Below are 16,690 nucleotides of genomic sequence, written 5' to 3'. Positions count from 1 at the left end.
CTGCGGAAACCGTCGGCATGACCGCCCGCCCTGTGCCGTCATTGGCCCGACAGGCCCGCGGAAGGCTCGCTGAGCCTGCTGATCTGAGTATCGGTCAGGCGCAGGGAAGACGCGTCGACGTTCTCCTTGAGGTGCGCGATCGAAGACGTGCCGGGAATGGGACAGATCATGTCGGCACGGGCCAGCAGCCAGGCCAATGCGATCTGCGCCGGCGTCGCCCCCGTCTCAGCCGCGATCTCGGCGACAACACCGCCGGATTGTGCAAGCTCACCGTTCATGATCGGAAACCACGGGACGAACGGAACGCGTTCGCGCGTGCAGTACTCGACGACGTCGTCCCACAGGCGAGTCGAGAGGTTGTAAATGTTCTGCACCGCGGCGACGTCGACGATGGCGCGGGCGTCCTCGATCTGCTTGCGTCCGACCTCGGACAGGCCGAAGTGGGCGATCTTGCCTTCGTCCTGCAACTCCTTCATCGCGCCTACCTGGTCGGCGAAGGGCACGTTCGCGTCGACGCGGTGCAGGTAGAGGAGGTCGATCCGGTCCACATCGAGCCGACGCAGGCTCATCTCGCACTGGTGGCGCAGAAATGCGGGGTGGCCGACAGGTACCCACTCGCCGGGCCGGGGCTGGACCTGGCCGATTTTCGTGGCGATGAGCAGGTGGTCAGGATACGGATGCAGGGCCTCCCGCAGAATCTCCTCGACGGTGCCGAGGCCGTAGCTGTCTGCGGTGTCGATGTGGTCGACGCCGAGTTCCACCGCTTTCCGGGCCAACCGGATCGAGTGGTCGCGGTCTCCCGGGGGACCCCAGATCGCGGAATCCGCCAGTCGCATGGCGCCGAAGGCTATCCGGGAGACCGTCTTGTCTCCGATCTTGACCGTGTCCGCGCCGGTCGTCGTCCGTGTGTCGCTCATGCCCCGAGTTTCGGCCAAGCGAAGTCCGCTGCGCTGCCGGATGTCGGCCACAAACGTTCAACATCAGGTCAGCCGGACCGTCGTGGGCCGCTCGCCACGGGCGGCACCGAACCGGCTCCGGTACTGTCCCGGGGGCATCTCGGCGAGTCTGGTGAAGTGGTAGCGCAGCGCCGATTCGGACCGGAAACCGCTGGCTTCAGCGATGCGGTTCACGGTCCAGTTCGTGCGTTGCAGCAGTTCTTGGGCGCGCCGCACCCGAGCTCGCTGCAGCCACTCGATCGGGGGAATACCGAGGGCGTTGCGGCACTGCCGGGAGAAGGTGCGGACACTCATTCCGGCGTGCTGCGCGAGCCCGGCGACGGTGAGCCCCTCGTCGAGGTGCTCTTCCGCCCACTGCAGGGTGTCCACCACGGAACGGGGGCGCTCGGGGACGTTCCATCCTGTGTCCTGCGCATGGTCGCCGTCACGGCGGAGCGGGGCGACCATGAATCGCGAGATCTCCGTCGCCAGTGCGGATCCCTGGTCCCTTTCGACCAGGTGCAGAAGCAGGTCCAGCGCGGCGGTGCCGCCCCCGGAGGAGAAGATTCCGCTGCTCTCGACGAAAAGGCGCTTGGCGTGGACCCGGATCCGGGGATGGGACGCGGCGAGCTGATCGGCCCAGTGCCAGTGGGTGGTCGCATGGAGACCGTCCAGCAAGCCGGTATCGGCCACCAGGAAAGTGCCCAGGCAGAGTGCCACGATCCGGGCGCCGCCGGCGTGCGCGCGCAGGATGGTGGCGGCGATCTCGGGCGGGGGGCTCAGCAGGGCCGGAACCGCGGGAACGACGACGGTGTGTGCGGATTCCGCCCATGTCAGCGCCTGATTCGGGAGCAGGGCGTAGCTGGTGGCGTATCCGGTCCGCGTGACCACTGGCCGGTCCGGGCCGACCACGGCAACCTCGTACAGTTCAACGCCGGCGTGGTCGTTCGCGGCGGCGAAGACCTGAACGGCCAGCGCCACCTCGAACGTGCCGACTCCGTCGAGGCCGAGCACGGCGACCCGGTGGCGGACTGTCGGACCCGAGTGGCAATGGTCGTCGGTGCCCAATGGACGTCCTTAGGGGTATCGGTGCCAAGAACTGCGGGTTCCGGCGCCCGAAGGAGCCGGGAGCTGCTTCTGGATCGCTGCCTTCAGTGGCCGGAAAGGACTGGTAGCCAGGCCTCTTCGGGTTCTCCGATCGCAGAACGATTCCAGGCGCCGCAGCGCTGGCCGCGAACCGCTGCGCCTGGACCCGTCGGCGATCTGTCGCATGAAGGCGGGTGCCGCCGTGCGGTCCTACGACGTCGTCGGCCTGCACCTTGCGTTCCTGGTCAGCGAGGGGGCGACGTCGGACGGGCGCGGGCGTGGAGTTCGACGTCAACGTTTTAGCGTAGCCCATGAAGATAGGCGCGTCCGCGGTCCACAGACCGTTTTCGGCGCCGGTCAGCGCAATAACGCCCGGCACCGCGTCGCCACCGCGCACATCACCTGCGCATCAGTCGAAGGAAGAGCCACCATTTCCGAACCACCGCTCCGCGCCGTACTTCGACGCAGGCGCACCGGGTGGTCGACACGCTCCGTCCGGGCGCCGTCAGAGACCGCCGCTCCTGCAATGGCTGTCGGCGACGCTCATTGCGATCGCGAGGTCGTAGCGCGCCGACCGCCCCTTCAGCAAGGACCGGCCGAGTGCATTCTCGAGCTTGACCAGCCTCTTGCGGACGCCGGTGGGCGATACCCCGAGCGAGGCTGCGGTGCTCTCCAGATTCGCGTCGCAGTCGAGCCAGGCGCGCAGGGTGGGCTCCAGGCAGTCGTCCCGCCCGTCGCGGATGGGTTTCAGCAGCTCATCGGCCCATCGGTGCACCGGTTCGGTGCTGAGCAGAAGCGCCAGGTCGGGTGGGGCGGTCGCGCCCGTCTCCGGAGGAGGGATGCGGTGCTCGGCGATGACGCGGAGGGCGAGGTGCAACCGGGCCGACGCCATCAGGTCGGACAGCGTGACTCCGAGCAGCGCCTCGACGCGCCGCAGGCGGCTGTTGACGGTGTTGCGGTGCAGGTTGAGCTGTCGCGCGGCGCCGCCGCGGAAGTCGAGCCAGGCGCGCAGGGTGAACAGCAGCTCCCGACCGTCCGGGTCCTGGCGCCGCTCGGGCACATAGTCGAGAAGCGGGCTCAGGAGCGCTCGCGCCCACTCGTGGGCCTCCTCGCCGAGGACGCGGGGCAGCTCCCCACGACCATCGAACACCGCGTGGCGTTCCGCCTCCCGCTGCGCCGCCACGGCTTGGAACGCCCGCTCGTAGCCGATCCCGACGTCGCCGAGCGCGAGGCCGGGGCTCTCACCGATCCTGATCCCGGAGGTGTCGTCGATCAGGTCGCGCAGGACCCCGTCGAAGCGGGCGGCGGCGGTCGGGCGGCCGTCGGAGGCCGCGCCGTTGGGGGCGACCACGATCGTGTGCCGCTTGTACACCCGGCAGCGCAACACCCACGCTGCGCCCTTCGACGCGGCGACGCAGCGGTCGACGACGTCCTTGCGGCATTCCGGCGGGGAGTCCACCACCATGACGCAGACCCGCTCCGGCAGGGAGGGAGTGAGGACGTCCGCCACCCGGGTCGCCTCCTCGGTGGCGCCCACGATGAGGAGTTGGACCACCGCCTCCCTGGCGCGGTTGCCGGCCACCGCCAGAACGCGCTGCTGCCGCTCCGCCTCGTCCAACCGCCATCGCAGGCCGAGGAGCCGGGCCGCATCGATCAGCAAGCCGCTCGCGCCGGAGGGGAGCCGACCGGGCACAGACACCAGGAGCGCCGGCCCGGGCCGGCCGTCGTCCAAGGCGATGACATGGGTCTCGTGCACGCCCACGTCGAGCACCGCCGAACGCGTCCGGCGCTCCAGAACCGGTTGCACGCCCTGCCCCGGCCGCCGGCGCGCGTCTCCGCCGGGAGCGGCGGGCGCGAACTCCGCCCAGGCGGCGCCCGCCGCTTCCGCGGGGAAGGAGCACCTGACCAGTCCGCCGGCGTCCAGGACCGCGGCCTTGCCGTCGAACCGGTGGGCCAGCCAGCGCAGAAGGCCCTGCACGCCGTCGGCCGCGTTGACCACGCGCTGCATTTCCCGAAGGTCCGCGGCCTCATCCTCGGCGTGCCGACCGGGGCCGCTCGTCGTCTCTGTCCTCATCGTCCCGTGCTCACTGGTGTTTCGGTCGGATACCGCCGCGGTCGGGCTCGGTTCCGCGGCTGGGGGCGGTTCCGTGCGGCGCGGCCGCGCCGGCCGCCGCAGGGCGGGCGTCCCGGGAGCCGAGCCGCCGCACCACGACGCCCAGGACCCGGTCACGCGGGCAGGGCCCGTGGTGCTTGGAGTCGACGCTGACCGGGTCGTCGCCGAGGACGGCGATGTGCCCCTCCGGAACGAGCCCGGGGCGGTCGATCGGCTCCGGGTAGGGGTCTCCGGCCACGGCGACCACGCGCTTGATGGACCACTCGCCGCCGGCGAGCCTCCGCTCGACGGGGCCGCTTTCCGTCCAACCGGACTGGATCCGGGGGCGGACCACCACCACGATGCTGCCCCTGCCCGCGCGGCGGGCACCGCGCCGGATGAGGACCCGGTCCCCCGATTCCAGCGCGGGCCGCATGCTGTGCCCCTCGACGGTGATAGCAGCGTAGCGGCGCCCCGCCCACGAGAGCGCGGCGAGCGCCGCCAGCACCACCGCTGCTCCGGTTGCGGCAACCACCATGTCCACCCCGATCCCTACGTTGCAAGCGCGTTCGACGCATCGCGCACCGGCGTGTCGGCGTCCGCGTAGTCGGCCGCCTGGAGGGAGAAGAGGCGGGCGTACTCCCCTCGGGCCGCCATCAGCGCGTCGTGCCCGCCCTCCTCCGTGATCCGGCCCTCCTGCACCACGACGATCCGGTCCGCGTAGCGCAGGGTGCCGAGGCGATGCGAGGTCAACACCGTCGTCGCGCCCGCGCGGAGCACCCGCAGGCGGTCGTGGAGGTCCTGCTCGGCCGCCGCGTCCAACCCGGACATCGGCTCGTCCAGGAACAGCAGGTCCCGTCCCCGGCGCATCAGCGCCCGCGCGATCGCCAACCGCTGCCACTGCCCGCCGGACAGCGTCACCCCGTCGGATCCGTCTCCCTCGTCCTGATGGAACATGCGGGAGAGCATGGTGTCGTAACCGCGGGGGAGTGCCGCGGCGAAGTCGGCGGCTCCCGCGTCCCGCGCCGCCGCGTCGATCCGGTCGGAGTCGTCCATGTGCTCCAGGGAGCTGATGCCGATGTTCTCCCGGGCCGAGAGGTCGTAGGACATGTAGTCCTGGAAGACCGCGCTGATTCTGGAGCGCAGGCCGTCCACGCACAGTTCCCGGATATCCACGCCGTCCCAGCGGATGCTGCCGTAGGTCGGGTCGTACATCCGGCACAGGAGCTTGACCAGGGTGCTCTTGCCCGCGCCGTTCAGGCCGACGACCGCGAGGGTACTACCGGCCGGGATCGTCAGCGAGAGGCCGCGGATCACCCAGGGGCCGTCGTCGGTGTAGCGGAACCACACGTCGTCGAGCCGGATCTCGCCGCGCAGCGGTGCGACGGGCCGTGCATCCGCCGGGACGGGAAGGTCGGGCCCCACCCGGACCACGTCGACGTAGTGGCCCAGCATCAGCAGGGACTGGTACCCCCGGGTGATGTCGGTGACGATCATCGCCATGGCCCCCTGCACACCGGCGACGGCCGCGATGAACGCCGAGACGTCGCCGATGGTGAACTCGCCGCGCATGGTCGCGGCGATCATCCACACCAGGCCGCCCGAGGCGACGAGCGCGCTCAGCACCGACAGCGGTCCCTGGGTGAGCAGGACCTTGCGGTCCAGCCGCTCCTCCGCGTTGTTGACGCTGACCGTCTCGTCGTGCATCCGCCCCAGGAGGAAGCCGCCCGCGCCGAAGAGCCGGGTCTCCTTGATGGCGGCCAGGTCGAGCATCAGGGTCTGGTAGAACAGCCGGCGCCGGGTACGCGGACTCATCCGCCACATCATCGACGCCTGCTGGCGGCTGATCGACAGGTGCACGAACAGGGCCGGGAGCGCCGCGATGATGGTGATGACGGTGATGACCGGGCTGATCGCCACGAGGACGCCCAGGAAACCGGTGATCGTCAGAAGTCGTTGCAGAGCGCCGAACAGTGCCTGGATCACCGCGTCGGGTGCAGTGCTCGCCGCCTGCTGGGCCAGGCGCAGCCGGTCCCGGAAGGCGGGGTCCTCGAACCTCCGCACGCCCTTCAAGCGGTTCACCGCCGAGTAGAGCCGATACTGGACCACCAGTGTGACGCCGCGCTTGATCCGCGAGGTCAGGTAGGTCGAGAGGTAGGAACCGACCGCCTGCACCAGGCCCATCAGGCCGATGAGCACGACCAGCACCATCGGGGAGATCCCGGGTCCCGACGGAGTGGGGGCCGGTGCCGCTGTGCCGGTGAACTGCAGGGCGTCGATCAGCCATTTGGTCAGCAGGGCGACTCCGGCCGGCAACAGTCCCAGGACCACGGTCGTGACCAGATACAGCGATGCCGTGAAGGGGCCGGCCCGCCAGGCCAGAGCGAGCGCGTGCCCCATCCGCCGCACGGACTCGCCGAGCCCCGCGCGGCCGCCGGACCCGGCCGTCTGCGCCACCGCCATCAGGCGCTCACCGGCGCCAGCGCGGCGACGGAGGTCCCCGAACGCATGACGACGCCCTCGGCGTCGGCCCGGACGAACGCCGGAACCCCCTGGATCCCGAACTCCTGGGCGACCGGCCCCAGCCGCGGCTCCACGATCACCGTCGCCGCGCCGTCCAGCTCCCGCGCGTACTCATCGGGCTCGCCTCCCCCGTCGCCGATGACGACCACGACCTGGCCCGGCTTGAGGCCGTTCGCGTCGGCGTGGCCGACCAGCTTGGGGATCGTCGTCTTGCACACCGAGCACCCGGTGTCGAAGAACGCGAAGACCGTCTCGTGGCCGAGCAGGTCGTCCGCGGCGATCGGCTCGCCGGTGAGCGTGCGGCCGCGGAAGGGCGGAACCGGGCGGCCGGCGGGGAGCTCGTCCAGCTCCGGCGGCGCCGCCGACCGAGTGGTGGGCTGCTCGCTCATCAGGCGGAGCCGGCGGACCACTGCCAAGGTCAGCAGCAGGTTGACCAGTGCGACGGCGCCGATCAGTACGACGAATCCAACGAGGATCTCCATGGTGCCTTCCACTCTCAGGTCGGGTCTAGACGCGCTGCAGCCGGTCCGGGGTGCCGAACAGGTCGACGATGTCGTCATAGAAGACGGTCAGCGCCGTGACGACGAGTGCGACGACGGCGGCGATGGCGGCGCCTCCCGGCCGGACCGGCGCCCCCGGGTCGGCCACGACCGTGCAGACCAGGCCGGACAGCGCCACGCCGGTGAGCACGAGGTTGCGCCAGACGTGGGACCACCCCAGCAGGGAGCTCGAACGTCCGAAGCACGGGCAGGGGATCGCCGTCTGCGACCGGGCCGCGTAGGCGGCCAGAGCGGTGAACGCCGAGAGCAGCAGGGCGGCCGCCGACAGCGCCGCGGCGCGCAGGACGGTACCCGCGGCGAGGCCGCCGAGGAGCGTGAGCCCCAGGGCCAGTTCGGCGGCGGCGTGTACCCGTGACGCGGCCCGCACCGGAAATCGCCGCACCGGCAGCAGGCCCGCCAGAATCGACCATGTCTCCTCATTCGCGGTCGGCCGGAATTTGGCCACCGCTGACACCAGGAATACTCCGGCGACCGCCATCTGCAATGCCAGAGCCGCGTAAGGCAGCATGCGCAGACCTCGTTCTTTCTCACGTGCACCGGCGGTGGTGAATGCGATGCGTTTGCGGGACCGGGGGCCACGCGGACTCGAATACCGGATTCGGGTTCCGAGGGGTGCGGAACCCGAATCCGGAGGACGCCGCCGCCGGACGGACGGCCGGTTCACGGTCCCGGCGGCAGCGGGATCAGGCTCGGCCGGCGCCTAGCAGTAGCAGCCGACACGCTCCCAGGGGCCGTAGCTGGGCTCCCAGGTGCCCGCGCAGACCTTGCGGTTGTACAGGGTCAGGAAGACGTTGCTCCCGCAGTAGGGGAGCCGGCACGACTGCTCCCAGGAGCACTCGAACTGGTCGGCCTGAGCCGTGGCCTCGGGGACGACGCTCGCGAGCATCCGGTCACCGATCCGGGAGACGGAATCCATGATCTTCATGCAGAACATTCCTTTCTTATTGCGGTGGGGCGTGCGCAATTAAATTAACATGCCCGCGGCCACGATCAAGGTGTTGGCGGAATTTTTTTCAAATCACCGCAAGCCCTGATGGGACGACGATAAAGGCATGCATCAAACGCGCTCGAGCGGCGGAAACAGTTTTATCCGAAAACCGCTCGACCGCATCGGAACCCACTGGAGCACATTTCTCGCGCGCGGGTTCGGCTCCCTCGGAGGCCCCGGCTCGTTGGGAGCGTCCGGACGGCGGAGGGCGCGCGCTTCCCCGCGGCCGTGCCCCCTCCGCCGCGTTCAGGCCGGCGGTCGGCTGCCGCGTTCAGGTGACACCGAGCCGGCCCAGGATCTCGTTGGCGCACAGGACGAGGAACAGTCCTCCGGCGATGGTGAGCCCGACGTTGCTGACGATCCCGTTGCGCCACTCCTGCGGCGTCCGCTGGGAGTTCAGCAGCCACATCAAGGTGAAGGCGAGGAAGGGCATGAACGCGGAGCCGAGGACGCCGTAGGCGATGACCAGCTGGACCGGCTTGCCGACCGCCAGCAGCAGCATCGGCGGGAAGGTCAGCCAGAGCAGGTAGGCCCGGAACTCCCAGCTGGTCTCCCGCTCCTCCACCGGCCGGTTGGCCTTGCCGCGGATGTTGCCCACGAAGTCGGCGAACATCAGGCTCACCCCGTGCCACACGCCGATGATCGAGGTATAGGCGGCGGAGAAGAAGCCGATGAGGAACACGACCGAGACGATCCGGCCGAACCTCTCCTCCAGCACATCGGCGAGGCTGACCAGGCCCTCGCTCCCTTCGGCCAGGGCCACCCGGCCGGCGCTGAGCATCTCCGCGCCCACGATGAGCATCGCGACGACGAAGACGCCGGTGGTGATGTAGGCGACCCGGTTGTCCAAGCGCATCATCCTGATCCAGGCCGCGTTGCGCCACCCCTTGGCGTTGACCCAGAAACCGTAGGCCGCCATGGTGATGGTTCCGCCGACGCCGCCGATGAGGCCCAGGGTGTTGAACAGCGACTCGTCCGGGCTGGACGGCACCAGCCCGGCGGCCAGCGCCCCGAAATCGGGCCCGATGTAGACCGCCAGGCCGACGACGGTGACGAACATGACGCCGACAAGGGCGGTCATGACCTTCTCGAACACGGCGTACTGGTTGAACCAGACGAAGACCAGTCCCGAGATTCCGGCGAGGATCGCGAACACCCAGAGCGGGACCGAGGGGAACAGTGCGGCGAGTGGCAGAGCCGTCGCGGACATCGCCGAGGCACCGTAGACGAACCCCCAGATGACGATGTAGGGGCCGAAGAAGGCGAACGTCCAGACGCCCATGCTGCGCCAGCCGTCGAAGATGGTCTGCTCGGTTGCGAGGTGCCAGCGGCCCGCGGCCTCGGCCAGGGCGATCTTCACGATGCAGCCGAGTACGACCGCCCAGAGCAGTGCGTATCCGAACTTCTCGCCTGCCACGAGGCTGGCGACCATGTCGCCGGCCCCGACGCCGGTGGCGGCGACGACGATGCCGGGCCCGATGAGCTTCCAACTGGTCGTGCGTTGCTCAGTTCGCAGCAAGTGCGCCCCTTAGGACTGGTCTGTGGGTGAGACCGGTCCGGTGCCGGTGGTTGCCGATCGCTGACGTTCCTGCCTGGGGCGGAGCCCGGATCACGGGTCCCGCTCCACCCTGCTCTCGTCTCTCGGCAACCACTGGTTCCGCCGGAATTACCCGGGACACGTTAGGGATCCGGTGGCGAGGAGCGCGAGTTTCTTCTTGCACTGTCATTCGGCGTATCCGGTGCAGAAAGCCTGCGTCGTGGCCTTCCGTGTCGCCTGCCTGCGCAAACGCGGCGCCGCTGCGTGCTTTACGTCCTCTGCACCAATGGATGTGAATAATTTTTTTCAAATTTCATTTTTCGGGTTTCGTTGTTTTTGCACTTGACTCCCCGGGGGGCGCCTTGGTTGTATTCGATTCCCCGATCGGGAGAAGATTCGTCGCGGAGTCGATGCCACAGTGCGGTGGTTACGGCTATTTATTGGGAGTGCTTTGTGAAAGATGGATTCTTGAAGTCGTCCGTGCTCATCGCTTCGTTCGCTGCTGCGCTGTCTCTTTCGGCGGTTCCGGCGGCAGCCTCGGTATCCCCTTCGACGGGAGAACTGTCGGGTTCGGCCGCAGCCGGCGCGGAGGAAGCGCAGGCGGCGAGCATTAAGATCGTGGCGGCGGAGGATGCTCCCTTCCGCACCAAGCCCTATGGGAGCAGCCACAAGATCGGCACCGTCCAGGCCGGAAACGCCATCTTCATTCAGTGCCGACTCCAAAACAGCTACGGCAACTACTGGTACCGCACCGGGGCTTGGCATTACACGTACAGCGCCCATTACCTCTCCTACCCGGGGATTCCTGCCTGCTGAAGCGCCCGGTTGTAGGTGCGGGTCGTCTGATCCCTGATCGTTGTGTCGGGGCTGGCCGATCCACAGGATCATGACCTGGGATTTTCTCCGGACACGCAGACGGCCACCGCCTGATTGTCGATGTCTGCGAAGACAACGAAGCCCTCGGCGGTGGCCGTTGGAACTCAGCGTATCGGCCCGAGGGGCTCTGTCGTTCCCGCGGTCTGTCGAAAAGAGCTCGGTTTCCTCGTGCTTTAAAGCCATGCGGGCCGGTGTCGGATGATGCCGGGAGTTCGAGATCTGCTGCCATATGATTCAGTGAGACACCTTGTTTCCTCCCGACTGGCCCACTTGACCGGGCCTGGGGATTCCGCCTTGGCTCCTTGGGCTGAGGGTATGCAAGCATGTCGGACGCTGGCGCCCCGCCCCGCACCTGAGGGAATCGCTCTGTATGAGAGCGGTCATGCGGCATTGTCCGAACCGGTTGAGTTCCAATTCGCTCAGGCAGTTCGCTGTGCTTGCGGCGAAAAAATCGGCGACTCGCATTCATCGTCGGTTCACCAAGGGCGTGGGTTGCGCAGTGGTAGAAGGTGCTCGGCACTGGAGTCGCAACGCGCGTTGTGGGCCATTTTCTTTACCGGATCGCACCCGAGGCGACTCCTCGGCGGACCGGTTCGAGCGCAGTTAAGAAGGCCGCTGTGCCCTCTCCAGCAGCGATGGTTCCTCTTACCGCTTCACCCGGAAGACGCCAGGGCCGGTTCAATGTCGTCTGGCCGGAGCGTTGATACAGGTCACCGCATCATGGCGATCGCGGTCATCTCCAAGGCATACCCAATGGCGCTTCTTTAAGGGCTATGTAGCCGGGGGCGGGCCTCGGGTTCGCCGTCGGCACCTCACGGTGCAGCGGACGCCCACACGGTCTCGCCGTCCGACACGGCATCAGTCGCCGCCAGCCCCAATGACCGCGCGACACCCTCCGACGCCCTGTGCCCCGGGCGGATGTGCGCGGTCAGGCGCACGACCCCGGGTGTCGCCAGCCACCGCGCCATGGCGAGCGCACCCTCGCGTGCGTAGCCGAGGCCTTGGTGGTCGGTTCCGACCATCCATGCGAGTTCCGCCTCCAACCTTGGCCGCCGGAGGGGGCCGAAGGGTCCGGAGAAGGGCTCGGAGAGGGGACCGAGGAGGCGGCCGGGGCGGCGATCGTCGAGGGCTCGGCGGAGGCGGCCGAAGAGGCGTTCGTAGAGGGGGCCGTGAAGGGGTGAGCGGTGAAGCGTGGCCTGCACGGTGCCGACGAGCAGTCCGTCGGAATCGCGGCGCAGTATCCAGTTGAGCCACCCCTGCGTCCCGTCGGGGGACCGGCCGACCGCCTGGCGGCGATAGCGGGCGGTGAGCTCGTCGAGAGAGGCGGGCATACCGCCGGTCCAGGCGTGGAGGTGCTCGTCATTGAACAGCGGGAACGCTTCCCGCGCGTGCTCCACGCGGAGAGGCTCCAACCGGAGTCGTTCGGTGGAGAGGGGGACTGCGGCGGGCCATTCGGTCGATGGGGGCGCGGTCGATCCTGGCACGGTCCCACGGTAGGTCGACGAGGAGCACCCACCGAATCGGGCCGGGGATGCGGGATGGGATGCGGCCGGCGGGTGGGGGTTCGAGTGCTCGCGCGCGATCGAGGCGACCCGGCAGCACGGGCTGCGGGTGGTGGGGCCTGCGGCTGTCGGCTCGGGTGCTCGCCATTGAAACAAGCCGCGGGCAGTGAGGTCGGCGGGAGCTGAGCGGGCAGTCACCGCTTCGGCCGCCTTCGGTTGCGTGTCCGGCGGGGGCGGCGAAGGCGGTGGGTGATGGGGCCTGCGGTGGCCGGTTCGGGTGCTGCCGGTGATCGTCGCGCCTCGGCGAAGATTCCCTCGAAGTGGGCGGTACGGGGGCGAGTGTCCTGATCCGGGTGAGATCATTTCCAAACCGCCCGGATAAGGCATTTCGTGCATATCGGCGCGTCAGGCGATCCCGTTGGGCGCGCAAGCGCAGCCCGATCGGCGATCGGCATGGCACGCCATCCACGAATTCCGTAATCCGGAAAAGCTGAGGTAACTATGCCTCATTTGTCCAATTTTTGGCGTGTCAAGGGCGCCCGCGTGGCGACGAGAGTGCCCGAATCCGCACTCAGAGGACTGTCAGGCGCGTATTTGGCGGGTCTCGTCGCTGCCGAACTGACGGGCGGCGTCTTGCCTGGGGTGCAATCCGGACATAGGGGGATCAACGTCGCCGGGCGCTGCCACCTCCGCGGACCCGAATCCGATGCGTCCCCCGATGCGCGCACCCGTTCCCGGGCCCCGACCTCTACGCTCCGCCGCTCTGCGCCTCACTCGCGGGGAAGACTCCGGTGGGTCCGTCGAGGGAGGCGGTGTCTCCCCGGTGCAGCCGCGGCGACCGGCCCGAGGCTGCGGTGAGCGGTGCGGTCGTGTCTGCGCCGTATCGTGCCGGCAGGCCTGTGCAGGACCGGGTCCTCCAGCCGTTCGCGAAAGCTCGCGCGCCGGGCGGGGGCAGTCCGTGGCTGAGGGCGTCTGCGGCCGCGCCGCCGACCGCGCGCGCTTCGACCGCATCGTCGAGGTCACCGGCCTCGCCGATCGGATGGACCACCTGCCCGCCAAGCTGTCCGGCGGTGAGCAGCGCGTCGCCGTCGCCATGCCATGCTGCCGGTGCCCGAGGTCGTCTACGCCGACTACGCCGTCGTGCTGCCTGAGGACGGGCGTCCGTTCCCCGCCGCCGCGCAGGTGCGAATCCGGTCGCTTTTGAAGGTGTCGGCGGCGACCGGGACCGTGCGTGCGAGGCGGTGCTGCTGGACGGCGACGGGCGTATCTCCGTGCGGGTGCAGCGGGTGCAGCGGGCGGGGCAGGCGGAGAGCGGCCGGAAGCGGGACGGCCGAGCGGCCTCACTCCTCGATGACCGGCTTCTTCTCGGTGCGTGTGAAGGCCTCGGGCATCCCGTCCGCGTCGTCCCAGGTGACGATGAGGTGGTCGTCCTCGGCGTTCAGCGCGGCCGTGCCCGCCTCGTGGCCGGGATCGGGCGGCTCGCAGTCGAGTTCGATGCGCGCGGTGCTGCCGGACTGCGCGGGGGTCAGCGTGCCGGGGCAGGCCGGGTCGCCTTCCGTGCGCACCATCTCGCCGACTACGGTGAGAGTTCGTATGCCGCTGTCGTCGGCCGACTCCCAGACCCCGTTCATCCCGCCTTCGGACGCCTGCTCGGGCGACGGCGCCGTGCTGCCTCCCGCGTCCGCGGTGGGCGGACTCGACGTCGGCGTGTCGGCGCCGCCGCCGTCTCCGCCGCAGCCCGCCACCACGCCGGCGGTCATCGCGACAACGGCCGCCGCCGCAACCGCCCGCTCCGCGCCGCGCATCGGAACCACTCCACCCTGGTCTCACAGCGGCCTCAGCCGTCCGCCGGTCCCAGAAAAGCTACAGCGGCGGCCTGCCACGCGAATCAGGGTGAGCACCGGTTTCGAACCACAACCCCCTCCAAGCCCACCCGCCCCGCACCCGCCTCCGACGGCGGCGGGGATGTGCGCGAGTCGAGCTTCCGCGGGCGCTACTCGGCCACGACGTCCGGCATGGTCGAGCGGAACTGCTCACCGGGAACGACCACGATTCGCTCATCGGAGCCCACGCCGACGCCCGGCGGCAGGCGGTCGCCGAGCGCTGCGGTGGCGTCGCGACCGATGACCGCGACGTCGCCGTTGTCCAGTTCCCAGAACTCGGGGCAGTCCTTGCCGACGCGGCTTGCGCCCACTTCGGCGGCCGTCTTGCCCAGCCGTCTCGCGAAGCTGGCCGAAGGGTCCACATCCCAGGGACGATCCACAGGCATCTCCTTGACGAGGGTGATTCGGGCCAGACGCAATCTCCCCCTCCACAGAGATCGTTACACGGTCCTATCGAGTGTCGCCCCGGCGTGTGTCCGGGGTGGCCAGTGGCGATATCACCCGGCGGAAGTAGTCCGGGAAGGGCTCGCTGCGCTTCCAGAGTGCGGCGACGGCCGCTGCCGCCTCGGTCACCAGGTCGCGGTCGTCGACACGCTTCGCGCCGATCGGCGTCCACCCCTCGTCGTAGCGGACCTGGTAGAGGACGCGATCGCCGTAGACCATCAGCTCGGGCAGCGCGGCCGCGCGTTCGAGGCCGGCCACCTCCGCGGCGTCGAGTGCGCGGATGTCGTGGCCGCACTCGACGAAGATCCGGTGGCTGTGGGACTCCCACTGGAGGTAGGGCGTCGGAGGGTCCTCGACGATCCGCAGCCGTCGGAACCGGAGTCCGCGCCTGGCGTACCGCGCGACCTCGCCGCGTATCCATTCGCGTTCGCCTGTGAAAATCTCCAGGACCCGCGTCCAGTCCCCCTCGATGAAGGCGTCCCATGCAGGGTCGTCGAGCTCGTTGAAGAACTGGGCCCGTTCGAGTTTCCAGATCACTCCTCCGTCGAGCTTTTCCTCCTCCCGATCGCTGTCGGCATGGAAGGTCGGACGGTCCAGCACGGTGCCCTCGGCCGCGCGGATTCGATCGAAGATGCTCTCGCTCATAGAGTGCGTCCGGATGGTTCGAAGGGACGGGGAATACCGCACGCGGAGTCGGCGCAGGCCACCGACCGCGCCGTGAGCATCGCACAGGGTGCTCGGCGATGCGGTCTGATTCCGCGAATCCGCGGCGGTCGCGTGCGCGGCAAGGGACCCGTCGGAGTGCCGGGGGCGCTTCAGTACTAGGGTGCGGCCTGCGTTCGGCGGCGCGCCGGGTCGCAGTGCTTCGCGCGCCCCTGCCCCTTCGCCACGGCCTGCAGAGCTCCCGGACTGTGTGGTTCTGCGCCCGTGTCGAGTCCCGCCGCTGGGTCGGGAGGCACGGAGCGGTCCGGTGGGTGATGTGGCTCTCCCTGTCGTCCCGGGCACCAGCGCCCGCTGCGCGGCGTCCTATGGGGCGCCGCCGCCATTGAGAGAGGACAACTGTGAACGACTCCGAATCCCCGCGCGCGATGCGTCTGATCGTCACCGGCGGGGGAACGGGAGGCCATACCTATCCCGCGCTGACCGCCGTCAACGCGCTGCGGGCGCGGCTGGAGTCCCAGGGGCGGGCGCTGGACGTGCTGTGGGTGGGCGCCGAGGACAGCCTGGAGGGGCGGGTGGCCGAGGCGAACGGGATCCCGTTCCAGGCGGTCGCCACGGGCAAGGTCCGGCGCGCGAAGAACCCGCTCAGGCTCGTGTCGCCGGAGAACATCCGCGACATGGGCAGCGCGTTCCGCGGAGTCCTGCAGTCCCGCCGGGTCGTATCCGACTTCCGGCCCGACGTCGTGCTGGCCACCGGCGGCTACGTCGCCGTGCCGGTCGGTCTGGCCGCCCGGATGGCGCGCCGCCCGCTGGTCGTGCACGAGCAGACGGTGCTGCTTGGCCTGGCCAACAGGCTCCTCGCGCGTGCGGGCGCCCGCATGGCGGTCACCTCCGAGTCCACGCTGAAGCTGCTGCCCGGCTCGGCCCGCGGGAGCGCGGTCGTCACCGGCAACCCGGTGCGCCCGGCGGTGCTGGAGGGCAGGGCCGATCGGGGCGCGGAAGGCCTGGGCTTCGAGGGCCACGACCCGGACCTGCCCACGGTCTACGTGACCGGGGGAGCGCAGGGGTCGGTGCAGATCAACTCCACCGTCCGCGCCCTGCTGCCGTGGCTGCTGGAGCGGGCCAACGTGGTGCACCAGTGCGGCGAGGCCAACGTCGGCGACCTGCGCGAGGCGACGCGCGACCTCGACGCCGCGCAGGCGGCCCGCCACCACGTGACCGCGTTCGTCGGCCCGGAGTTGCCCGACGTGCTGGCGATGGCCGATGTCGTGATCTCGCGCAGCGGCGCCGGGACCATTGCGGAGCTGACCGCCCTCGGCAAGGCCGCCGTGTTCGTTCCGCTGGCGTCGTCGGCGGGCGACGAGCAGCGGCACAACGCCCGTCACCTCCAGGAGGCGGGAGCCGCGTCCGCCCTGCTGGACGAGGTGTCGGCCGAGCGGCTCCGGGAGAAGCTGGAGCCCCTGCTCACCGACCCGGATCGCCGCGCCGCCGTCGCGGAGCGGGCGAAGGGACACGGCCGCCCCGACGCCGCCGACCGGCTGGTCGACGTGGTGCTCGGCGCGGAGGCGACGTGAGCCGACGCGGAGACGACGTGGGCTGACGGG

15 protein-coding genes and 1 pseudogene are annotated in these 16,690 nt (G+C 69.7%); 3 read left to right on the top strand and 13 right to left on the bottom strand.

Features of this window, described 5'->3' with window-relative positions; all coding sequences use genetic code 11:
* Window positions 1-38 precede the first annotated feature (38 nt).
* The 9 genes from ABD284_RS14165 to ABD284_RS14125 form a co-directional block, all read right to left on the bottom strand.
* Window positions 39-917 carry an aldo/keto reductase gene (locus tag ABD284_RS14165; RefSeq protein WP_344143429.1) on the bottom strand — a complete coding sequence of 293 codons (879 nt, stop codon included), beginning with the start codon at window positions 915-917 and terminating at the stop codon, window positions 39-41.
* A 63-nt stretch (window positions 918-980) separates the two neighbouring features.
* Window positions 981-2,003 (bottom strand): GlxA family transcriptional regulator, encoded by a 1,023-nt coding sequence (locus ABD284_RS14160; protein WP_344143427.1) that lies wholly within the window; start codon window positions 2,001-2,003, stop codon window positions 981-983.
* 523 nt (window positions 2,004-2,526) lie between these two features.
* Window positions 2,527-4,095, bottom strand: coding sequence for a helix-turn-helix domain-containing protein (locus ABD284_RS14155; RefSeq protein ID WP_344143426.1), 1,569 nt, complete (start codon window positions 4,093-4,095; stop codon window positions 2,527-2,529).
* A gap of 10 nt (window positions 4,096-4,105) precedes the next feature.
* Window positions 4,106-4,651 carry a S26 family signal peptidase gene (locus ABD284_RS14150; RefSeq protein WP_344143425.1) on the bottom strand — a complete coding sequence of 182 codons (546 nt, stop codon included), beginning with the start codon at window positions 4,649-4,651 and terminating at the stop codon, window positions 4,106-4,108.
* Between the two features lie 14 nt (window positions 4,652-4,665).
* Window positions 4,666-6,576, bottom strand: a complete 1,911-nt coding sequence (locus tag ABD284_RS14145) for an ABC transporter ATP-binding protein (protein ID WP_344143424.1) — start codon at window positions 6,574-6,576, stop codon at window positions 4,666-4,668.
* A complete protein-coding gene (locus tag ABD284_RS14140; RefSeq protein WP_344143423.1) occupies window positions 6,576-7,118 on the bottom strand; it encodes a TlpA family protein disulfide reductase in 543 nt (180 codons plus the stop codon). The genes ABD284_RS14145 and ABD284_RS14140 overlap by 1 nt, the downstream gene beginning before the upstream one ends.
* A 25-nt stretch (window positions 7,119-7,143) precedes the next feature.
* Window positions 7,144-7,704, bottom strand: coding sequence for a MauE/DoxX family redox-associated membrane protein (locus ABD284_RS14135; protein WP_344143422.1), 561 nt, complete (start codon window positions 7,702-7,704; stop codon window positions 7,144-7,146).
* Window positions 7,705-7,896: 192 nt separating this feature from the next.
* Window positions 7,897-8,121, bottom strand: a complete 225-nt coding sequence (locus tag ABD284_RS14130) for a hypothetical protein (protein ID WP_344143420.1) — start codon at window positions 8,119-8,121, stop codon at window positions 7,897-7,899.
* Window positions 8,122-8,455: 334 nt separating this feature from the next.
* Window positions 8,456-9,703: an Nramp family divalent metal transporter gene (locus tag ABD284_RS14125; protein WP_344143419.1), complete on the bottom strand. Its 1,248-nt coding sequence runs from the start codon at window positions 9,701-9,703 to the stop codon at window positions 8,456-8,458.
* Between the two features lie 471 nt (window positions 9,704-10,174).
* On the opposite strand from ABD284_RS14125, the gene ABD284_RS14120 reads away from it, so the two are divergent.
* The gene (locus ABD284_RS14120; RefSeq protein WP_344143418.1) at window positions 10,175-10,537 is read left to right on the top strand and encodes a hypothetical protein; all 363 of its coding nucleotides are present in this window, start codon (window positions 10,175-10,177) and stop codon (window positions 10,535-10,537) included.
* Window positions 10,538-11,409: 872 nt separating this feature from the next.
* Here the strand turns inward: ABD284_RS14120 and ABD284_RS14115 are convergent.
* Entirely contained in the window at window positions 11,410-11,994 is a 585-nt protein-coding gene (locus ABD284_RS14115; protein ID WP_344143416.1) for a GNAT family N-acetyltransferase, read from the bottom strand.
* 1,090 nt (window positions 11,995-13,084) lie between these two features.
* On the opposite strand from ABD284_RS14115, the pseudogene ABD284_RS14110 reads away from it, so the two are divergent.
* A pseudogene (locus ABD284_RS14110) lies at window positions 13,085-13,230 on the top strand (ABC transporter ATP-binding protein); the annotation flags it as partial.
* Between the two features lie 209 nt (window positions 13,231-13,439).
* Here ABD284_RS14110 and ABD284_RS14105 read toward each other — a convergent pair.
* From ABD284_RS14105 to ABD284_RS14095, 3 genes are all read right to left on the bottom strand, one after another.
* Complete coding sequence (locus tag ABD284_RS14105; protein ID WP_344143415.1) at window positions 13,440-13,904, bottom strand: hypothetical protein; 465 nt, start codon at window positions 13,902-13,904, stop codon at window positions 13,440-13,442.
* Between the two features lie 188 nt (window positions 13,905-14,092).
* Window positions 14,093-14,362 (bottom strand): hypothetical protein, encoded by a 270-nt coding sequence (locus tag ABD284_RS14100; RefSeq protein ID WP_386699278.1) that lies wholly within the window; start codon window positions 14,360-14,362, stop codon window positions 14,093-14,095.
* A 70-nt stretch (window positions 14,363-14,432) separates the two neighbouring features.
* Window positions 14,433-15,071 (bottom strand): DUF6879 family protein, encoded by a 639-nt coding sequence (locus tag ABD284_RS14095; RefSeq protein ID WP_344143412.1) that lies wholly within the window; start codon window positions 15,069-15,071, stop codon window positions 14,433-14,435.
* Between the two features lie 443 nt (window positions 15,072-15,514).
* On the opposite strand from ABD284_RS14095, the gene ABD284_RS14090 reads away from it, so the two are divergent.
* Entirely contained in the window at window positions 15,515-16,660 is a 1,146-nt protein-coding gene (locus ABD284_RS14090) for a UDP-N-acetylglucosamine--N-acetylmuramyl-(pentapeptide) pyrophosphoryl-undecaprenol N-acetylglucosamine transferase (RefSeq protein WP_344143559.1), read from the top strand.
* Window positions 16,661-16,690 lie beyond the last annotated feature (30 nt).

It is taken from the genome of Streptomonospora arabica, from assembly GCF_039531585.1.
Lineage (GTDB): Bacteria > Actinomycetota > Actinomycetes > Streptosporangiales > Streptosporangiaceae > Streptomonospora > Streptomonospora halophila.
The sequence above is the reverse complement of the archived record's forward strand: the minus strand, read 5'-3'. Positions and strand labels throughout refer to the sequence as shown.

Excerpts from the sequence above, each read along its gene's own strand:
- ABD284_RS14165 (WP_344143429.1), bottom strand. The coding sequence starts at position 917 with ATGAGCGACACACGGACGACGACCGGCGCGGACACGGTCAAGATCGGA.
- ABD284_RS14155 (WP_344143426.1), bottom strand. The coding sequence starts at position 4,095 with ATGAGGACAGAGACGACGAGCGGCCCCGGTCGGCACGCCGAGGATGAG.
- ABD284_RS14150 (WP_344143425.1), bottom strand. The coding sequence starts at position 4,651 with ATGGTGGTTGCCGCAACCGGAGCAGCGGTGGTGCTGGCGGCGCTCGCC.
- ABD284_RS14145 (WP_344143424.1), bottom strand. The coding sequence starts at position 6,576 with ATGGCGGTGGCGCAGACGGCCGGGTCCGGCGGCCGCGCGGGGCTCGGC.
- ABD284_RS14140 (WP_344143423.1), bottom strand. The coding sequence starts at position 7,118 with ATGGAGATCCTCGTTGGATTCGTCGTACTGATCGGCGCCGTCGCACTG.
- ABD284_RS14135 (WP_344143422.1), bottom strand. The coding sequence starts at position 7,704 with ATGCTGCCTTACGCGGCTCTGGCATTGCAGATGGCGGTCGCCGGAGTA.
- ABD284_RS14130 (WP_344143420.1), bottom strand. The coding sequence starts at position 8,121 with ATGAAGATCATGGATTCCGTCTCCCGGATCGGTGACCGGATGCTCGCG.
- ABD284_RS14105 (WP_344143415.1), bottom strand. The coding sequence starts at position 13,904 with ATGCGCGGCGCGGAGCGGGCGGTTGCGGCGGCGGCCGTTGTCGCGATG.
- ABD284_RS14095 (WP_344143412.1), bottom strand. The coding sequence starts at position 15,071 with ATGAGCGAGAGCATCTTCGATCGAATCCGCGCGGCCGAGGGCACCGTG.
- ABD284_RS14090 (WP_344143559.1), top strand. The coding sequence starts at position 15,515 with ATGCGTCTGATCGTCACCGGCGGGGGAACGGGAGGCCATACCTATCCC.